Consider the following 18754-nt stretch of genomic DNA (forward strand, 5'->3'; position numbering starts at 1 on the left):
TTATGCCTTAAACCTTAATAGTACTACATTCTCTACATGCTGCGTGTGTGGAAACATGTCAACCGGTTTAATGCGCACAACATCGTATTTTTCTTTTAACAGCTCCAGATCACGTGCCTGCGTAGCCGCATTACAGCTTACATAAACAATCTTTTCCGATTCCATTTCCAACAAGCGCTGTACAACATCGGCATGCATACCTGCACGCGGCGGGTCGGTAATTACCACATCTGGTTTACCATGCACCAGAATAAATTCTGAGGTAAGGATATCTTTCATATCACCTGCATAAAAAATCGTGTTATCGATCCCGTTCAGCTCGGAGTTAAATTTGGCATCTTCTATAGCGGTTGGTACATACTCTACCCCTACTACCTGTTTTACATTTTTCGCAACAAAATTTGCTATGGTTCCGGCGCCTGTATACAAATCGTATACCAGTTCATCGCCTTTAAAACCAGCAAAATCCCTTGTAATTTTATAAAGTTCGAAAGCTTGTTCAGAATTGGTCTGGTAAAAAGATTTTACCCCGATTTTAAAACGGATACCATCCATTTCTTCAAAAATATGATCGCGGCCGGAGAATACCACCACATCCTGATCAAAAATAGTATCGTTTTTCTTTTGGTTTACAATGTATAACAATGAGGTAATCTCCAGAAATCCATTTTTAAGGAATTCCATTAAGCCGTCAACCTGTGCCTGTTCAGGGTAGGCAAAAACTACAGCAACCATTACTTCGCCAGTAGTGGAGGTACGGATAATGAGGTTACGTAATACACCTTCGTGGTTACGCAGATCGTAAAACGACAAGCCATTTTCCAATGCATATTTCCGAACGGCATTTCTGATCGAATTAGAAGGTTCGTCCTGAAGGTAACAATGTTCGATGTCCAGAATTTTATCGAAACGTAATGGTACGTGAAAACCCAGGGCATTCATATCGAAATCTTCATCGCGCTCTACATCGGTTTTTTCTAACCAGCGTTTGTTCGAAAAAGTAAATTCGAGTTTATTGCGGTAGTATCTGTTTTTTGCAGAACCTAAAATAGGCTCCGTACCTGAGGTATCTATTTTGCCGAGACGCTGTAAAGCAGCCTCAACATTTTTTTGTTTAAATTTTAATTGGGAATCGTAACCCATGTGCTGCCATTTACAACCGCCACAGGTTCCGAAATGAGGACAGAAAGGATCGGTACGCAATGCTGATTTTTCGTGCAACTGCTCGATTATGGCTTCAGCAAAATTCTTTTTCTTTTTGGTCAGGCGCGCATCTACCACATCGCCGGGAACAGCCTTATCAACAAAAATCACCAACTCATCGGCCTTACCAACACCTTTTCCTTCTTCAGCAATATCGATTATGTGTACGTTCGGAACTATCGTTACCGTACCAGGTTTTCTTCTACTCATTATTTTGCAAATATAGCGGTAAAAGGTGAAAGACTAAAGCTGAAAGGGAAAAGTAAGAATGAGTATAAATAATTTACCTGAATAAGGCTGAAAGGTAGAGGACGGAAAGGTTGAAGGTTAAAAAAAATTAGTCAATACTACCTCGTTCGAACTAAGATTGTCCGTTACAAAAAATTCAATTCTAAAAATTATTTTCCAAAAAATTTAAACGCAGCTCCCCAAAAGCCATCCAGCCAGTTAAATTTTAGGTCAAATTTCTCATCTACCTGTACAGAAAATTCTAATATTTCTTTGCTCATGATAAAAAACCTATCTATTTAAGCAATAATACAAAATTTATACCAAAAACCAAAACGGTACAAATTAAATTTATGTTAATTTTACATGGAAAATCCAAACTTCTGTATTTATTTCAGATCGAAGGTAATGATCTGTTCAATTCAAATTATGATTTTTGTTAAAAACAAATTGTGCTCATGATGTCTTTTGACAATTACCCTCAACTTCATTAATGAAGTAGTGGGGTGATGATATAATAAATGTAAAATCTGTATAAAAGTGAAGGCAATTGGATATCTAACATTATCAGTTGATGTTAATCCAAAAATGGTATAAATTAAGAAAATCAGCTTGGCGTTTCACTCTTGAAAAAGCATCAGCCCATTGATTGTAGCTAGTAAAATTGATTAATTGCTCATCCGAATCCCAGCCATCGCTTTTTGAAAGTTCAATAATCCAATTGTTTATTTTAGACAACCATTCCACAAATTCTTGATCTTCTACAAAGCCTAAAATCGCGCACTCGTTCAATTTTTTCCCGTGTTGTTCTTTTTTAAATCTTTCAATACCTCCATTTTGGTTGTCACCTATCACATATTCTTTCTCACGATTCTTAGGTATAGTTGAGCTTAGACGTTTAGCTGGGTATTTCGACGAAAGTGGCCGCGTGTTTCGCGTTTAAGCTGACACCCTGTTTCGCTGCAAGCTGGCCGCCCGTTTCGGGCCAAGCTGGCCGCGCTGATCCCCTGGTCAGTCTTTTTAAGCACAGCTTTTTCAGTTAACTTCTTACCTGGATGAGATAAGGAAGCCTTAGGTTCATTTGTGGAGCTGCGTGCCTATCACTCGTCATCTAAACGGTTTCAGCGCTTCTGGGAGCTTGTTAGCCCTCTCGTTGACTTTGTTAGCTGTAAAGTGAATATCTTAGGAAGTAGGTCAAAGGGAAGCTACGGTTTGAGGAGAAAATTGAAAGTCGCTTCAGTATTTGTTCGAAGGGAAGTGAACAATTTATACTATAGTCCGGCAATCAAATTAGCGGCCAGTTTGGCCCGAAATCGGGTGGTTAGTTTTGGTGAAATGCGCAGCATTGTTGCAAAACTACAGTGATAAAAGTTATTTTTTATTGCTAAAATTTCTCTCCGTCTGGATACGCAGTAATTGGTGTTTATTAATTTTCCCAGGGACGATTCTGGAGAAAACCGTTTTATGTACATCAGACGGCCATAGGCTTTTAACAAATTATTGAAAATCAGATTGTAATTTTCAATGACCAAAATTTGTTCAAACCCTAGAGGATCCTGATGGGGGTAACGGGCTAGCTGTTCTGTGACATTATGAACCATATTCTTTTTATTTCATTTTTTATAGAACTACAGGGCGCGGGTTTGAGTATTTTCATAAAAGAGTATTTTTTTGTCCCGATGTAACTCCCATTAATATCCTAAATAAACCCAGCTCCATATATTTACAATTGAATTTTCCTAAATCCGACCAGTCACAATCACCGGAGCTAGATGTTAGCCTTGTTTTTGACACAAATTTGAACAAATAATTTTCCATCCCTCGCAAAAGATTTCTGTTCAACATTGTCATGAATCAGTTTTTTTAGATTCATGATAATCTGCTTCTGTATTGACTTCCCAGATATTATCTTTCCTTGTCTCACCCGACATGATATTATCTACTGCGACCATTGCAGTGAGCATTGAATGATCTTGGTTATTATATTTATGCATCCCATTTCTCCCGATTAAAAACATTTTGTGGAATCTATCTGTAAAATCTCTGATTATATCAAAATTGTGGTACGAACCAAAATAAGCTGGGTAAGCTTTTGGAACTTTTATTACGGTTGTATCCAGGACATCCTCCATCTCGATAAATTTTAGCTTGACCAATTCCTTCAATGCGAAGTCAATAAATTTTTCTTTATCTAAATTCCAAAGTGAGTCGCCTTCATTACAGAAATATTCCATTCCAATCCAAACGTTTTTTTTATCGGAGACCATGAATGGACTCCAATTATTAAAAATCTGTAACCTTCCAAGCTTAACATCGTTTTCCTGAATATAAATCCAATTATCAGAAATAAGACGATTATAATCTGTTGAAATTGCTTTACGATTTTCTTCCTCAATCTTTAAGTTTTTAAGCAATACCCCAACCGTAATAAAATCTCTGTATTCCAGTCCCTTTGCAACCAATTTAACGTTATCAGGAACACTATTATCCATGCTGGCAATAAGATCTTTAACAGGCATTGTAGAAATTAGGTAGTTCCCTTTATATACTATTTTAGGACTATTTAGATTTTCCTGGACTGTAACTTCAACAGCGTTTTCCGATTTCCAATCAATCTTTGATACATTCGATGCAAAATGGATTTTCCCACCTTTCTTTTCAATTTTTTGAGCTACTTCTTCCCATAATTGTCCAGGACCAAATTTCGGATACATAAACTTCTCAATAAGGCTTGTCTCTATTTTCTTAACATCGGTTATCCCATTTTTTTTTGACAATTGCGAGAAGTAGTGTTTTAAAGCTTTTGAAATAGAAAGCCCTTTTATCCTTTGTGCACCCCATTCAGGTTTTATCTCCTTACACGAAATACCCCAGACTTTTTCAGTATAATCTTTAAAAAAAGTCTGATAGAGCACTCTTCCAAATCTGTTGATTAAAAAATCCTCTAATGATATCTCTACTTTTATTGGGAATGCGCGGATAAAGCAGTATGACAAACCTATTTTCAATATCTGTTTTGCCCCGAGTTTTTTTAACGTTGCAAAATTTAGGTTGATCGGGTAGTCGAAGAATTTACGTTTATAAAATATCCTTGAAACCCTATTCCTGAGTAGCATTGTTTTATCTGGTTGGCCGAAAGTTTGAATCTGCATATCTGCCTTTTGTAGCAACTTTTCGTCCGTTTCATCAAGTGATTGAAGATCTGTAGGGAGAATTTTTGACCACCATTCCAAAACCCTTTGGGATTTTGAAAAAAACCTATGTCCTCCAATATCTATACGGTTTCCTTTAAAATTAACAGTTCTGGAGATTCCACCTATTTCATCACTTCCTTCAAGGATGACTACTTCCATGCCGGATCTGACCAACAGTTCTAAACCTGCAGTGAGCCCTCCTGGCCCTGCTCCTATAATAATTACCTTTTGTTTCGTCGCCATCAAAAAAGTTCTCCATAAGCTAATTTCGATGATAGCATAACTTTAAAGCTTTTCGTATGATTTACGCTATCATTTTTGACAATTCCAGCTTCAATTGGCCTGAAACATACATATTGCTTTAATGACCGCAAGATAAATGTAACTAGTCTGATTTTTTTGATGTTTTCACACATAGATGGTTAGATTGGTAATCTGACTAAAATATGGATTAAAATGCTAACTTTCCAAAGCTATTATTGAAATAATCAGATCTTATAATCTTCTAAAAAATAACCAAGCATGAAATTTATTTCAGATTTTTTAGTTTGCATCAATATTTTTAAGCCCTCAGGAACAGTATATTTAAGTAAATCCTTTTAACATGATTCGTAAAATAACTATCTATGTTACGTATTTCTTTAAAAAAATACCGGTCCAAATATTCATCGCATATATACTACTATTTTGCTACCTGATATTCATCTGGGGATTCAAATTGGATACATTGCCAGGTCTTCATGGCGATGAGGCCTGGGTGGGCTTATTAGGTTATTCTTATAAAAGTCACGAGGTGAAAACCATTTTTGGTATGAACCACTATACTGGAGTACTTCAGCCTCTAATTGCATTTTTATCTTTCTCTTTATTTGGTACCGGTGTTGCACAGTTGAGGTTTTTTGGCGTATTATTTAATGTTATTGGAATCGCCTTAATGACAAAGATGCTCTTTAACTACAATAGATATATTCCTATTATATTTTTAATGCTCCTTGGCCAATCCAGTATCTATCTGGTTTTTCCCAGGATTGCTTGGGAAGTTAATACTTTCACTATGTTGATGGTTGCGCTATCCATATGCATATTGGGAAAAATAATTAGTAGCCACCTAGCTAATAGGTTAGGTTGGATTATAATTTTCCTAATAATTAACTTCGTGGGAACTTATAATCATGTGATATTTGCGAGTTTTTCACTTTCGGCGTTGTTAGGCTTGATTGCATGGCAGAAATTCAATAAGAGTACAGATTATTCGCAAATCTTACCTGTTTTAATTGTTAACTTAATAAATTGCTTCATATTTATTCTGACTGCAAAATATTTCAGCGAGCTATTTGATGTTAAATTTTTATGGATAAGCATTCCAATAGCTCTTTTGGCTATTTTGTCTGAAGGGTTTATTCTCAGGAAATTTCTAGAACAGAATTTTAAGGTAGCCTTCAAAATACCTAGACCGGTACTCCTGATATTTGTAATATTTGGAGTTCCTCTTTTTTTTTATTACCATGGCCTTGCACTGATTGATGTTTTTTCAAACTATAAAGTGTTTTCGAGTATATATTCGTATAGGCCAAGTAATGCTTTTAAATTAGTTTTAACTATAACCGGTATTTTTTTTGGGATATCCTCGCTTTATTTTATTTTGAAAGACCTCGTCACAAAAAGTAAAGGGAGTATACCAGCATTCATTATAACTGCGCACATCATTACTTTTAACTTGTTTACCACAAACAATTCTATTAGGTACTATCTCATTCTATTTATTTTAATCTTTGGATATCTATCAATAAAAATTTTTAAAAGCAGGATAAAGAATTTCATACTCCTAATCATTTTGATTTCATTTAGCATCAATGCTTTTATTATCATACAAATATTTTCTATAGGTCCAAAAAGCTATATAGTTAACCGGGTGATGATCGGCAACAAGCAGATTGAAACATCCGGGCATTTTCTTCCGAAAAAAAATCTAGTGGATTCCCTCTCTAAACACAACATAGGAAATATAGAATACGCTAGCGACAGATATTTCATTGAACAACCGATCTTATTTTATAAATTGATCTCTCCATGGAGCGAAGATCCTAACAAATCTGCATATCTAGATTACCGAGGAGAAAAAGGAGGTTTTATTATTTTTATCAAAAAATAAAACCTATAGTTCGTAGATAAATGTAATATCCTGCTTAAACCCTTTGCTATAAAAATCACCGATTAGCCCTTGAATAGTGTCGAAATTCCGGTATACAAGTTTGAGCCTTTTTTTCCGGAGCAATTCCTCAGTTTTCGGGCCGGTAATATCTTCCCCTTTAATTATCAGGAGATTTGTGAACCCTTTTAATCTGTTGAGTGGTTTTCTACCCCAGATGGTTATTATATCCGTTCTTGAAATGTTCGGGTGAGAATAAAATGTGTCTTTAGGACTAGCCCAATCTACAAAGGGATTTGCACCATTCACACATATAATATTAACTTGCTTGCCAGGGTAACGTTTATGTATAAACTCACCAACTGACACCTGTGCATTACCGGCCCCTCTGAAACATGCACCATACAGCGCGATCACATTAATTATCGAGAACGCAATAGCAAACATGGTCAAAAATCTTTTCCACGGGAAAAAACTGTTATGTAAAAGTTGTACACCGGTTATCAAAAATATGGGAACCAGATTTGCGAGCGGAAACAAAAACCTAAGCTCCTTATGTGCAATGATTGTATGTACAAGAAGGAATGGAAAGGTTATCCATATTAGAAAATGTTTAGGCTGATATATTAGTATTAAGATATATGATATTATTATAAGGCATCCCATTGGTCCTGTAGAATAAAAAATGTAGTAAAGAATCTCATACCAGGGGGAGGTGCCAAACTGCGAGGCCACGTCTTTTACCAGATTTATATAGGCGTAATTGTATGCAGTGACCTGAAGATCACCGTAAAACCAAGAATCCAACAATATTCCGAAGAATAAGATCATAAACATTGCCAAAACGCAAGCTACCAATCTCTTCACTGGCCTTTCCCCGACTACCAACATCCATGATAATAAACCAAATACCATAATTGCTGCCTGAAACCTAAAAAGAATCGATATTCCAAGAACCGCTCCAAGCGCGACATCCTGAAATCCCCATTCCCCATGCTTTTTTCGCAAGGTTATTGCCAGGCCTAATAAAAAGAAAATTCCGGACCAGCTTTCCGAAGAAAACCGCGCGTTTATGTAAGGAATAAACCACAGGAAATAGGATAATACCACAAATATATTCCGGTAGCTCCTATCAATAGTGTTATTCACTGAGTTGATAAAATATCGGATTATGTAAACACTTATTACTACAGATATAAGCCTTAACACAAACGCAAGAATATAAGGATCTTCAATCCCGGACAAACTACATATCTTAAATATGATCAGACAAAATACAGGCTGAAGGACAGGTCTTATCCTAGCCTGATATTCCCATGCAAGGTCTGCCTGGGAATTTCTTCCCAATTTATAGTTTGCAAACTCAATGATCTGAAAGTGCTCATCAGGATGATGATAACCTGAGCTAAAATAAGCGACAGCAAAATAGAATAAAACTACAAAAGCGAAAAAGAAATGATTTTCGGAAAAATCCGGATTTAACTGCGCTTTTAGATTCGGGAAAATTATTTTTTGAAATTTCATAAATTACCATTGAATATAGCTTAATATTTTAGGATATTCAGGATTTGGTAAAGTGTTGCCGTTAAAGTAAAAATTATTACAGATCCCATGGAAAATTCTTTCCAGCGCCACCAACCTTTTAAAAAGTCATGTCCCCTTCCAACCAGCATACAAAACGGTAATATTGCAGGATAAATGTACCTGAAGTCATTTGAGCAGGAAAAAGGATAAGATAACCTGAAAATGATCATTGAAGTGACCAGTAGCAAAATAGAAGCAATAATGGGGAGACCTGTTCTTGAAGACTTTAAAGAAAACACTAAGCCGGTAAAAAAAATTGGCAATAGGAATAACAGCAATAGACTTAAAATACTGGCGACAACACCTAAAATAGGGGAACCTTCTGTAAATTCTCCTACGAGGCTTGTTTTTAACAGAAAGTGCCAAAAGTTATCCCTTCCGCGTAGTGGATCAATAGCGCTTGTATAAGGGATACATACAAATTTGACTGGGTCGAATGTAAGGTAAGTACCAAAATTGTTCTCAATCCGTAATTCCTGCCCTAGACCTGCAGCATTAGATACAATCAGCGGTGTATCTGGAATGGTATACCCCCTCGAAAACTTATCAGATGCCGCTAGATAGGTTATTACTAACAGAAACGTAGTCAAGGCCACTGTTTTTTGAAGATACCACCTGTTCTTAACTTTCGATTTATCCAGTATGTAGCCTATTGGTAGAAGAGTCCCAATAACCCCGAATAAAATAAACCCATTGCTTTTTGTCCACACTGCAAGCGAAGAACAGATGAGGATTAGCAAAAAATGGGAAATTTTTTGTGAAAGCCACCACTTTACAATGGCATAGAAAGTTATCGCATATAGCAATTCAAACATTATATCATTTCCTATTCTGCCAGAAAATATTGAATTGGCCGGCCATAGAAGGAAAAGTACAACAGTTAACCGATAAGAATTGCTTCTACGGTTCTTTTCATTTTTTTGCGAGATTGCCTCATAAAAGGAATCTATTGTTCTAATTGAAAAATAACAGTATAATATGAATAATGTAAAAGTGAACCCCTGCATAAGCTTTAGAAACTCTTCATAATTAAGATTTCGGTTATAATTGGCTATTTGCCAAAAAATTGCGGCACTCCTGTAATAGAGTGAGGGGTGGTAAAATAACCAGCCACCAGCCGGATTCGGACTATGGCCTGCTTCAATGATATATTGGATATACTGGATATGACCTTCTACATCATATGAGTACTCATCATAAAAATGATAACTAATGAACGATGCACAGAGGGCAAGGCATATAAAAAGAATGCAAAGGGTAAATTTTGGTGATATACTTTTACGATATATTGAATAAAAACATGGAAGAGCAACAGAGCCTGCGACACCCCAAATGAAAATCCACCGATAAGCACTATTATCCTTGATGAACATTCCGACAACATATAGGAATATTAAAGTGAAAAAAGGAACGGAGTTAATAATCCAGGTCTTTTTCATTGTTATTAAGTTAATCTTATTCGAGATAAACTTTTTGCAGGGCACCTTAAATAACAGAAAGACAAAGCAACAAAGCAGGGGTATAAATATTTGATATCCTGTATAAAAGCTGGTGTCAACAAATTGTAATCCGAACTGGCCTCCTGTGTTGTAAGTATCGACCGTTATCTCATTAGCGCCCAGATAGAGATATTTTCCTATATGTATATCAATTCCATTTTTGGTATCACAAGCCTTTTCTTTATTGATCAGACCATGCAATTTTTTCCCGTTGACCCAGATATCGTCAATACAGTCATCAGCAATAATCTGAAAGTTACCGGACATTAAAGGATGAGCTTTTATCTTAATGGTATAACTATATTTACCAATTTCTCCAGCGTTTTTTGATTTAAAAGGTAATATTGCTTCATACGCGGTTCCATTAGCCTGCTTAATATCTGCTTTTAGGGAGTGTGATGTAAAATATCCCACAATGCCGAATATCAATATATATATAATTGTGGCAGAAATAAAGGTCTTAGCGGATAACATAGCTTTAATAATTAAACCAAGATAATCCTTTTCTTCAAAAACCAATTCGATAATTTTTAAGGTTCTACAGAAGTTTGGGGATTTTCATATATTGGAGCTTTGTAACCTACATTATGAAAAGTAAAATAAGCAGCGGCTTTATATATCCAACCGCCATATTTGTATTGATTGCTTATGTCTACTGGCCTGTCATCGGTTTTGAGTTCCTGATAGGTTGGGATGATCAGTGGTTTGTTACAAACCACTATACGCAGGACGGGTTTTCACTTAAAAATCTAATAGCTATATTTACAGAATTCTATTATGGACAGTATGCACCCGTAAATCAGCTATATTATACTTTAATATATTCAATTTTTGGGTATTCTCCCGGATATTATCATATTTTAAGTGCAGTAATCCATTGTATCAACTGTGTGCTTATATATTTTTTTCTTTATCAACTATTATATGATATTTATTCGGATAATGTCCCCAGAAACAAAATGGCTGCATTTATTTCGGCATCTCTTTTTGCCATACTGCCAATTAATGTTGAGCCGGTCTCCTGGATAGCTGCATCCAAAGTATTGATTTATGCAATGTTCTATCTGTTGGCGTTAGGATTCTACCGCAAGTATGTCAAAACCGGTAGACAAGGGTTTTATTATTTGGTGCTAATATGTCTTTTGCTTTCATTCGGGGCGAAAGAACAGGCGGTTACGATGCCAATTTTTCTTATAATTCTCGACTATTTATACGGACGGAATATGAATAACAGGCTTGTCTGGCTAGAGAAGCTCCCGATCATAATCCTTTCAGTTCTTATGGGTGTTGCAACTTTGGACTCTCAACAGGTCGACAGTCGCGAGTTTTATAGTTTAATACAGCGCGTTCCTTTGTTTTTCTATTCAGTTACTGAATATTTTACTAAAATACTCTTTCCTGTTAACCTTTCCTATCTTTATCCTTTTCCATTTGAAAAGACTGATAATGTTCCTGTCTGGATGTGGGTTCATACGATTTTTATACCGCTCATAGTCATATTACTGTGGCGCTATCTTAAAAATAAAATATGGCTTTTCTGCATCTCATTCTTTTTTATTCATATTGTTTTGGTAAGCAATGCAGTATCCCTGGCGCGTTTTTCTGTTATTGCTGACCGTTATGGCTATCTTTCGTCTATAGGTCTATGTCTGCTGATAACTCTTTTATTTCTTAAAATTTCAGAAGCTGGTCGGGTAGTATCAGTGTTTGCTACAATCCTTGGAGGAATTTACTTTTTTTTCCTTATAGGAACAGCACAAAGTTATGTTTTAGTTTGGCGTGATGCATCTAAATTAAAAGAAAGACTGAAACATACGATCGAATTACGGTCCGATTATAAGACTTACAATAGATGAAAAAACAGGATATTCTTTTGTTAATTGCCTTTGTGCTGATTTTTATCTTGCTTTCAATCAATCTTTATATCGCAGAAAACTATTACTTCCTGGACAGGTGTAAATTGCCGGAATTTTATTTGTGGCAGGCTGATATCCATACAAATTGATTTATTATATTGGTTATTAAGTTATTATTTTTATATTCGGTTTATCTAACCAATCTACAATGAAAAAAAACACACTTGTAGCACTCGCTCTCATTATGGGGCTGTGCCTTTTTCTTTTCGCATGCCGGAAAGATATCAGTTTGCTGGTGAACGGTCGGGAAGCGGCTTCATCATCACTATTAGAGAATGCTAAAATATGGCGGTTGCAGCATCTGCAAAGCAAAAATTCTGTTTTGAAACCACTCTGGGACGATGCCTGGACGGTATCTTCAAAAGATAGGAAAGAATTGCTAATAGTTCCGGCACCTGAACATTATATAGCAGATGAGAAGTATCGCATACGACGCTTTTTTATTTTTACCACATCTAAAAGCGAAATTTCGAATGGTGAAATTGTCGAGTTTTTGGGTTCAGACTATAAAGTAGAAGATAATCTTGATTTCCTACTTAAAAACTTTGAACAGAAAACCATCGGTAATTTTAATGGTGCTATAATCAGGTATGATGTAAATTATGCTTTTCTAAAAAATACCACATTTGAAAATGGAAAAATTGGTTCAAAAACATTATGGTTTTCTTCGAAGAGTGTGAAAGAAATCAAGTTAGATTTAACAACTGCGAATACAAGAGGGAAACTTATGAGTATGAAACCTTCGAAAAGTATGTCTGCAAGTGAATGCCCAGAGCCGGTTGTGGAAAATAGGAATTTTCCAGCCTCATATTGTGAAGGCGGTACTGTACAGGTAGGTGTCGAATATTCTTATTCGGATGGTTGCCTGATCAAACTTACAAGAACCTATTTGGGAACGACATGTCCGTCAACTTCCGGAGGTGGTTCGGGAAGTGGTTCGGGAAGTGGTTCGGGTGGTAACGGAAATCCCCCTTACGGAGAAGAACCGGTGATTCTTTATAATACGGGTAGACCAGTGAGTTACTATGATGGTCCTACCAGTGAAGAAGAGGAAGTCAACGGTGCGGATATTTTTAAGAGAGCAACTTTAACCTGGACTTATCATGACGGTGTGACCTGGAGCTGTAAAAGTCAGGAAAGAGGTATAGTAAAGGTTCAAAATGGTGGACGCACATGGTATGGCCTTACACATCAGCTAGCTTATCAAACCGGCTTTTGGGCCTTGGGCGAAGTTAATGTTATTCAAGATTCGCAACGGTTTCAACCAAGTTATGATATGATTCATGTTGGTGGTTTTGGAACAATGGAGGTTAAATATCAGTTACAATATAATGTTACAAATGTACCGAAAGTTCCACCTTTCAAATCGGATCTGCTAACTTCTTTTTGTTCATGGAATACAAGTTGGGAAAAAACACAATAAATGAAACTGTGCGTCATAATTACTGCAACAATCCTCTTAGCAGGCTGTAATCCTGTTATGCGAAATTCGCAAGGACAGATGTTTACGGTAATATCTCATGGAGAATTTTTCAATAAAGATGTTAATAAAATCGTCAGCTTTGATAAGCATACTTTCATCTATATCGACTCAACATATAGTTTTTATATGATGCCGGTAGTGGCCACCACATTTAGAAAAACATTGGGAAAAAATGATCAGGAAGTCGTGGCAGTTGATAGCTCATATCAACTGTCAGTTTTTAAAACTACGGAACATTTGGGACTGCAGTATTCCTTTAAAAAAAATGAAATAAACAATCTGATAGATCGTGTCGAAATTGATAGTGTACTTAAAACAGCTTCGCTAGATAAAAAAAATCTGTCCTACTTTAGTTTAGACTTTGGAAAACCCTTCAGTTCGAATAGTTCCGATCATGAGAAAATAGAAAAATATGTCCCTGAAAAAAAAACGCAAGGCGAGCCAGATACTATATTTAGAACTTATGATAAAAGGCTTCGGAATATCACTTTCAGTTTTTCTCCCGAGCTAGACAAAAAAAATAAATCCAAGTTGGTTAAAACTGCTTATTTAATGAAAAAGATGCCTAAAGGATCATTATACCCGGATATAGACGTGCCTGAAACAATAAGTTACTACGAGATAAAATTGTGTGATTTTCTTAAACCACAACAGATAAAAGATATAATATTGCGTTTTGAAAAAGATTATTTTTCGCAAATCGTCAGTAAAAATAATTAATCTGTCCTTATCTTTGATTTTGAATGCAATAGTTGGCGCTATTGCATTCTTAGTATATGACAGCTTGATAATAAAATTGATGTAAGCTGAGGAGAAGTGTTATTAAAAGCAGGAAGATGTCACAATTTTAACCTTCATAATCTGTGGCAACAATATAATGGTCAAATTCAGAACATTTATTTTTATACCTGATTTTACTAATGAAATCAGGTATAGATTTTACTAACATCATGTTTTTGAAATCCTTATTGTTATCTAATACACTTCAGTGATATATTTGTTGCCATAATAAAACAGACGACAGTTAAGGTTAAAACCTAAGAGATCAGATAAATACGAAGTATTCCTGGCATGCACATATAACTGACAAAACGAATAATGCATATATTCATAATCTTCGCGATTAAAAACAGATGACAGTCAAGATATGTCCGATAATCTGAAAAGCAATATTTTGGTCTCTTCCAAAGTAATGGTTTATTATGTTGATTATAAGATTTGAGTTATTTCACTAATTTTTAAATAATCATATTTCGTCCGAAAATATCTTACTAAAGTAGTCGTACAAGCTTTTGGCAGTTTAAAAAGCGGCAATTTGAAGGACTTCAACAATAGCTATATTAAATACGGTTTTGCATTTTCACAATAACCTCATTAGTACTAAATAGTACCGTCTTACTTTTCGCTTCTGCCCCCAAATTTATCAGTTATCGGCATATATAAATTCATAGTACAATTTATTATAAACCGTGTTAAGTTTTATACTTGTACTTATTGCTCAGACCTACATATTGGGCACTTGTATCAAATATTCTCATATATTTTTTTTAACCCGATACTTTAGGGATATTTCTTTTTCTCCTAGGCTTCGAAATTCGAATGCCAACCGATTCCATTAAACGTTCGTTATTTGATAAATTTAAAAGAAAGATGATCACTTGGTTGTTTTTTCCGAATGTGCTTATTAACGGAGATCAACGTTATTTTCAAAAAATAATAAAATTATCATAAAGCCATTTCATTAATCAAAATATATTTTTATTTTTGATAATGAGTAATTGATAATTTGCATTATGAAGATTGGATATGCACGAGTGAGTACTTCAGATCAAAATTATGATCTTCAACTGGAAGCACTTGAAAAGTATGGGTGCACACATATATATAAGGAAAAGATTTCCGGCAAAAGTCTTGACCGGCCGGAATTATCAAAACTATTGCATCACCTCCGCAAAGGTGATGAAGTTATCGTATGGAAGCTGGACCGGTTGGGACGTTCAATAAAAGATTTAATAGAAATCGTATCGTTATTCGAAAAAAATGGAGTAAACTTTGTCAGTCTTAATGATAATATTGATACTACTACCGCAGTAGGTAGATTTACTTTTAACCTATTTGCTGCTTTATCGCAATTTGAAAGGGAAATTATTAGGGAGCGCACGAAGGCAGGATTGTCTGCTGCCAAGGCAAGGGGACGACACGGCGGTAGACCGAAAGGGCTTACCCCAGAAAAAAAAGAAATTGCGTTAACAGCCTGCGATCTTCACAACACTGGTAAATATTCGGTAGCTGAGATTTCCAAAAGATTAAAACTGCCTATTGCCACCTGTTACCGTTATATAAGATACATCCGCGACGCCAATACAGTCTAGGGAAGGGGCGTTCGAGATATTAGCCTGAGAACATTGTAGTAATCTGGATCCTTTTCATAGGCATACTTAATAAACGTGGATAATGCCGCTATTGATTATTTTAATAATGAAGTACGGATATTGTTAATTTCAATAAACTTATCGATAACATCTTTTATTGTTATCAGGTTTGCATGGGGAAGTTCAAGGGCCTTACGCAGCGTTATTTCAAAGTCGGCAGTAGTTACTATCGTATCATTTGTGTTACCTGTCAGTTCCGAATAACCTATTTTTAATGCGTCACATAATCTCTGGAGAACTAATCCATTTGGTAAAGTGAGGCCGTTTTCATACCTGGAGATCTGGGAAACGGTAGTTCCGCTCATTTTCGCTAGCTGACCCTGGCTTAGCATTTTCTTTGACCTAAACATCTTTAGTCTCTCCCCGAATTCTACTTTTTCTATTTCACGATGTTGCATACTTGTGGTTTCAATTGCGTTAGCATAAATTTCTTAAATGAACGATTTAGCCTCACTATCAGCATTTTTTAAAATTTCAATGGCTGATTCAGCTTTATCAAAATTTTCAATAATGCAATTTTATTTCTATTAATTCGAATTACGAACATTCTAATTTAACAAAAACATGGGAAAAATAGCTCATTATCCAAAGCAACCTTTAAGCGGTCCTGTGGTTCTGTATTTTATCAGATCGGTTTACATAAAAGAAAGAGATCTGAGTGAATATTTTGGCATCCCAAGTGAAGAGGTAAAAGAATGGATCACCGAAAATGCCAGTCTTTCTGAAACCTTATATATTAACAAGGAGAACTGGATCGACTTAAACAATGTAAATAGTTTCTTTTTGACAAAATATCATTTCCCTTCCAAAAATACCTTAATATCCGCATATATGGATGAAACAGGTTTTGTCGAGGAAAGATATCGACTATTAACAGATATATATTTTAGAATGCAAAAAGAGTTGCGGGGTAATAAATTTATCATGGAGGTAGCTAAAGAAGTGAACCTGGAGCTACCACGTTTACACTCTATATCCCTGAGTACAGCAATTTTTTCATACCTCAGGGACGTACCGACATTAACCAATCTTGAAAGGTTCTTTATTTACTACAAGTATTGTAAGGACTTAACAAATTCAAGGAAGCCATTTTTTTTCACCAATTCGTTTGATGTTTTTTAGAAATAAGTATCGCAAATTCTGCAAACATGGCACCAAATCGTTCATTCATGCCAATTTCTACAATAATAATGCATGCAAAGCTTTCTCTGCTGAAGAAGAAGAATTCATACTCTCATCCTTTGGCAATGGAGCAAAATACAGGTTCCGGCAAATAACCCGTGACATCAACACGGAAAGGGTTAGATTGGGATTGGAAACAGTATCGTTAAACAAAATTATCACTTTCATCAGAAATCATCCTGAGTATGGACCTAGGTGCCTGCAGCGGGAAGGGACAGAAGGTGTAGAGAACCGTATGCTGCACCCCCAACGCCTGGGAACATCCGAGCCGGGAAACGTGTACCAGATTGATGGCACCAGGTTTAATATCCCCTGTCTCACAGATAAAAATGAAGTGAAATTGATGGTATTAGTCGCGGTTATTGACGTTTTTTCACGGAAAATAGTTGCCTGCTGCCTTTCGAATACAGAATCTTTTGATAGTTATGAAAAGATAATCATCAATTCAGTTAAGGCAAACGGTTTCCTTCCCAGGGAAATAGTTATGGACAATTTGCCGTCCTTAAACAGTGAGCGAGCCGTACATTTCTTTAGAAAATTAGAATTAGCCGGTGTAGAGGTAAGGCGTCATACGAAAATGGTTCCCCAGGATAAAGGACAGATAGAAAATTTTTTTAAAATCTTTCCAGAACTATACCTGAAAAAAATACCCGGATATCTTGGCGATGGCATTCTAAGCCGTGATCGCGATGGTAAGCCGAACCGGGACCTGTTGATCCAAGCCAGAAAAAAGGCAAATCTTAGAAGCTTGATGCAATTGGAGAAACTATTAGTTGATCAGATATCATTATATAATACTACCTATCGATACAAAGATTCAACCCCTGATGAACTTTTCAGGAACACCGATCCAAAGCATACCATAACTGTTGCAGGAAATCTAATCCCAATGATAACTTACAAAGAAAAAAGTTGGAATGTAAAAAAAACTGGTTTTCAATTCTCCCATCAGGGAACAATATACCAGTATCCGGTTTTTTTGGAACAGAAAGATTTCTTTTTAAAATATCTCGATAGGCAGCTGCTCGTAAGGTATTCTGATGATAACAAAGATGAGGTATTCGTATATGAAAATGAATATGCTGGCGATTATCTTTTTATATTAAAGTTACACGAGCCGTTACCGTTAGCTTTTGTAGACCGTTCAGAAGAGGATAAGCTAAAATGGCATATTTATAATACCAAAACTGGACGCATGAGAAAAGAACTTACAAAAGTTTCAAAATCTGGCGTAATGAAAATAGAAGGGATAGAAAATCTTATTCCAGGATACGATAATAAGGATTTAACGAAAGAACTTGAAGATTCGTTTATACTGGAGGAGTACACGCCAGTCATCCAAATAACTAAAAATTCGAACATGAACATTAAAGGGTCAGCAAAAATCATATAAAATGGACTTCGAATTTAAACTAAGCGACTACAATTATGAGAAAATTAGCGAAGTCAATATGTCCTTCACTCTGGATACGTCCGTATTTCGTACAATAAATCAACTGTGTAAAGAATCTCAAAAGTATTCAAGAATGATAGGAATAATTGGGGATACCGGATTCGGCAAATCTACAGCATTGGAATATTATGCTAATCAGCACCAGAATGTATATTACATGAATATTGAGATTTCCATGTCCCCAAAAGTCTTTCTTAATGCACTCTTAGGGGTTCTGGGTTTTAAAAACATACATACAGAAAAAAACAGCTACAACTTAATCCGGAGTATAGTTTATTTTTTAAAAAACACGCCGGGAAAGCATTTAATAATAATAGATGAATGCGGAAAGCTATCAAATAACGTCCTGCTACATCTGCATGATTTGAGGAATGCTATCAGTGGTGTGGCGGGTGTGATATTCTCCGGACCACATTTTTTTTATAAAAAAT

The 18754-nt window shown here is 35.7% G+C and carries 15 protein-coding genes; 8 read left to right on the top strand and 7 right to left on the bottom strand.

The features are described from left to right. The 4 genes from rlmD to B2V92_RS01645 form a co-directional block, all read right to left on the bottom strand. Positions 1–1413, bottom strand: a complete 1413-nt coding sequence (gene rlmD / locus B2V92_RS01630) for a 23S rRNA (uracil(1939)-C(5))-methyltransferase RlmD (RefSeq protein WP_293304228.1) — start codon at positions 1411–1413, stop codon at positions 1–3. Positions 1414–1601: 188 nt separating this feature from the next. Beyond that, positions 1602–1712 (bottom strand): hypothetical protein, encoded by a 111-nt coding sequence (locus tag B2V92_RS01635; RefSeq protein WP_025145553.1) that lies wholly within the window; start codon positions 1710–1712, stop codon positions 1602–1604. A 286-nt stretch (positions 1713–1998) separates the two neighbouring features. Next, positions 1999–2286 (bottom strand): hypothetical protein, encoded by a 288-nt coding sequence (locus B2V92_RS01640; RefSeq protein WP_293304237.1) that lies wholly within the window; start codon positions 2284–2286, stop codon positions 1999–2001. Positions 2287–3278: 992 nt separating this feature from the next. Beyond that, the gene (locus B2V92_RS01645; protein WP_293304239.1) at positions 3279–4868 is read right to left on the bottom strand and encodes an NAD(P)/FAD-dependent oxidoreductase; all 1590 of its coding nucleotides are present in this window, start codon (positions 4866–4868) and stop codon (positions 3279–3281) included. Between the two features lie 475 nt (positions 4869–5343). On the opposite strand from B2V92_RS01645, the gene B2V92_RS01650 reads away from it, so the two are divergent. Then, on the top strand, positions 5344–6777 hold the full coding sequence (locus B2V92_RS01650) for a hypothetical protein (protein ID WP_293304241.1): 1434 nt from the start codon (positions 5344–5346) through the stop codon (positions 6775–6777). A 3-nt stretch (positions 6778–6780) separates the two neighbouring features. Here B2V92_RS01650 and B2V92_RS01655 read toward each other — a convergent pair whose 3' ends face one another. Beyond that, a complete protein-coding gene (locus tag B2V92_RS01655; protein ID WP_293304243.1) occupies positions 6781–8298 on the bottom strand; it encodes a hypothetical protein in 1518 nt (505 codons plus the stop codon). Positions 8299–8318: 20 nt separating this feature from the next. Continuing rightward, a complete protein-coding gene (locus tag B2V92_RS01660; RefSeq protein ID WP_293304245.1) occupies positions 8319–10376 on the bottom strand; it encodes an ArnT family glycosyltransferase in 2058 nt (685 codons plus the stop codon). 68 nt (positions 10377–10444) lie between these two features. Between B2V92_RS01660 and B2V92_RS01665 the strand changes: the two genes are divergently transcribed. The 4 genes from B2V92_RS01665 to B2V92_RS01680 all read left to right on the top strand — a co-directional run bounded on the left by B2V92_RS01665 (position 10445) and on the right by B2V92_RS01680 (position 15628). Next, positions 10445–11713: a hypothetical protein gene (locus B2V92_RS01665; RefSeq protein ID WP_293304246.1), complete on the top strand. Its 1269-nt coding sequence runs from the start codon at positions 10445–10447 to the stop codon at positions 11711–11713. Between the two features lie 208 nt (positions 11714–11921). After that, positions 11922–13196 carry a hypothetical protein gene (locus B2V92_RS01670; RefSeq protein ID WP_293304248.1) on the top strand — a complete coding sequence of 425 codons (1275 nt, stop codon included), beginning with the start codon at positions 11922–11924 and terminating at the stop codon, positions 13194–13196. Then, entirely contained in the window at positions 13197–13976 is a 780-nt protein-coding gene (locus tag B2V92_RS01675; protein ID WP_293304250.1) for a hypothetical protein, read from the top strand. It abuts the gene before it with no gap. Positions 13977–15049: 1073 nt separating this feature from the next. Continuing rightward, positions 15050–15628 (top strand): recombinase family protein, encoded by a 579-nt coding sequence (locus B2V92_RS01680; RefSeq protein WP_293304252.1) that lies wholly within the window; start codon positions 15050–15052, stop codon positions 15626–15628. Between the two features lie 95 nt (positions 15629–15723). Here B2V92_RS01680 and B2V92_RS01685 read toward each other — a convergent pair whose 3' ends face one another. Beyond that, on the bottom strand, positions 15724–16086 hold the full coding sequence (locus tag B2V92_RS01685; RefSeq protein WP_293304254.1) for a helix-turn-helix domain-containing protein: 363 nt from the start codon (positions 16084–16086) through the stop codon (positions 15724–15726). Positions 16087–16252: 166 nt separating this feature from the next. Between B2V92_RS01685 and B2V92_RS01690 the strand changes: the two genes are divergently transcribed. From B2V92_RS01690 to B2V92_RS01700, 3 genes are all read left to right on the top strand, one after another. Further along, positions 16253–16810 (top strand): hypothetical protein, encoded by a 558-nt coding sequence (locus B2V92_RS01690; protein WP_293304255.1) that lies wholly within the window; start codon positions 16253–16255, stop codon positions 16808–16810. Then, positions 16800–18263 carry an integrase catalytic domain-containing protein gene (locus B2V92_RS01695; protein ID WP_293304257.1) on the top strand — a complete coding sequence of 488 codons (1464 nt, stop codon included), beginning with the start codon at positions 16800–16802 and terminating at the stop codon, positions 18261–18263. The genes B2V92_RS01690 and B2V92_RS01695 overlap by 11 nt, the downstream gene beginning before the upstream one ends. A 133-nt stretch (positions 18264–18396) precedes the next feature. Beyond that, on the top strand, positions 18397–18754 hold a 358-nt coding region (locus B2V92_RS01700; protein WP_293304258.1), incomplete at its 3' end, for an ATP-binding protein.

Origin of the sequence: Pedobacter sp. UBA5917 (assembly GCF_002432345.1) — a bacterium.
GTDB lineage: Bacteria > Bacteroidota > Bacteroidia > Sphingobacteriales > Sphingobacteriaceae > Pedobacter.

Bases quoted from the DNA above. Each gene is read 5' to 3' on its own strand.
- B2V92_RS01670 (WP_293304248.1), top strand. From the start codon at position 11,922: ATGAAAAAAAACACACTTGTAGCACTCGCTCTCATTATGGGGCTGTGC.
- rlmD (WP_293304228.1), bottom strand. From the start codon at position 1,413: ATGAGTAGAAGAAAACCTGGTACGGTAACGATAGTTCCGAACGTACAC.
- B2V92_RS01635 (WP_025145553.1), bottom strand. From the start codon at position 1,712: ATGAGCAAAGAAATATTAGAATTTTCTGTACAGGTAGATGAGAAATTT.
- B2V92_RS01685 (WP_293304254.1), bottom strand. From the start codon at position 16,086: ATGCAACATCGTGAAATAGAAAAAGTAGAATTCGGGGAGAGACTAAAG.
- B2V92_RS01675 (WP_293304250.1), top strand. From the start codon at position 13,197: ATGAAACTGTGCGTCATAATTACTGCAACAATCCTCTTAGCAGGCTGT.
- B2V92_RS01680 (WP_293304252.1), top strand. From the start codon at position 15,050: ATGAAGATTGGATATGCACGAGTGAGTACTTCAGATCAAAATTATGAT.
- B2V92_RS01655 (WP_293304243.1), bottom strand. From the start codon at position 8,298: ATGAAATTTCAAAAAATAATTTTCCCGAATCTAAAAGCGCAGTTAAAT.
- B2V92_RS01645 (WP_293304239.1), bottom strand. From the start codon at position 4,868: ATGGCGACGAAACAAAAGGTAATTATTATAGGAGCAGGGCCAGGAGGG.
- B2V92_RS01690 (WP_293304255.1), top strand. From the start codon at position 16,253: ATGGGAAAAATAGCTCATTATCCAAAGCAACCTTTAAGCGGTCCTGTG.
- B2V92_RS01665 (WP_293304246.1), top strand. From the start codon at position 10,445: ATGAAAAGTAAAATAAGCAGCGGCTTTATATATCCAACCGCCATATTT.
- B2V92_RS01695 (WP_293304257.1), top strand. From the start codon at position 16,800: ATGTTTTTTAGAAATAAGTATCGCAAATTCTGCAAACATGGCACCAAA.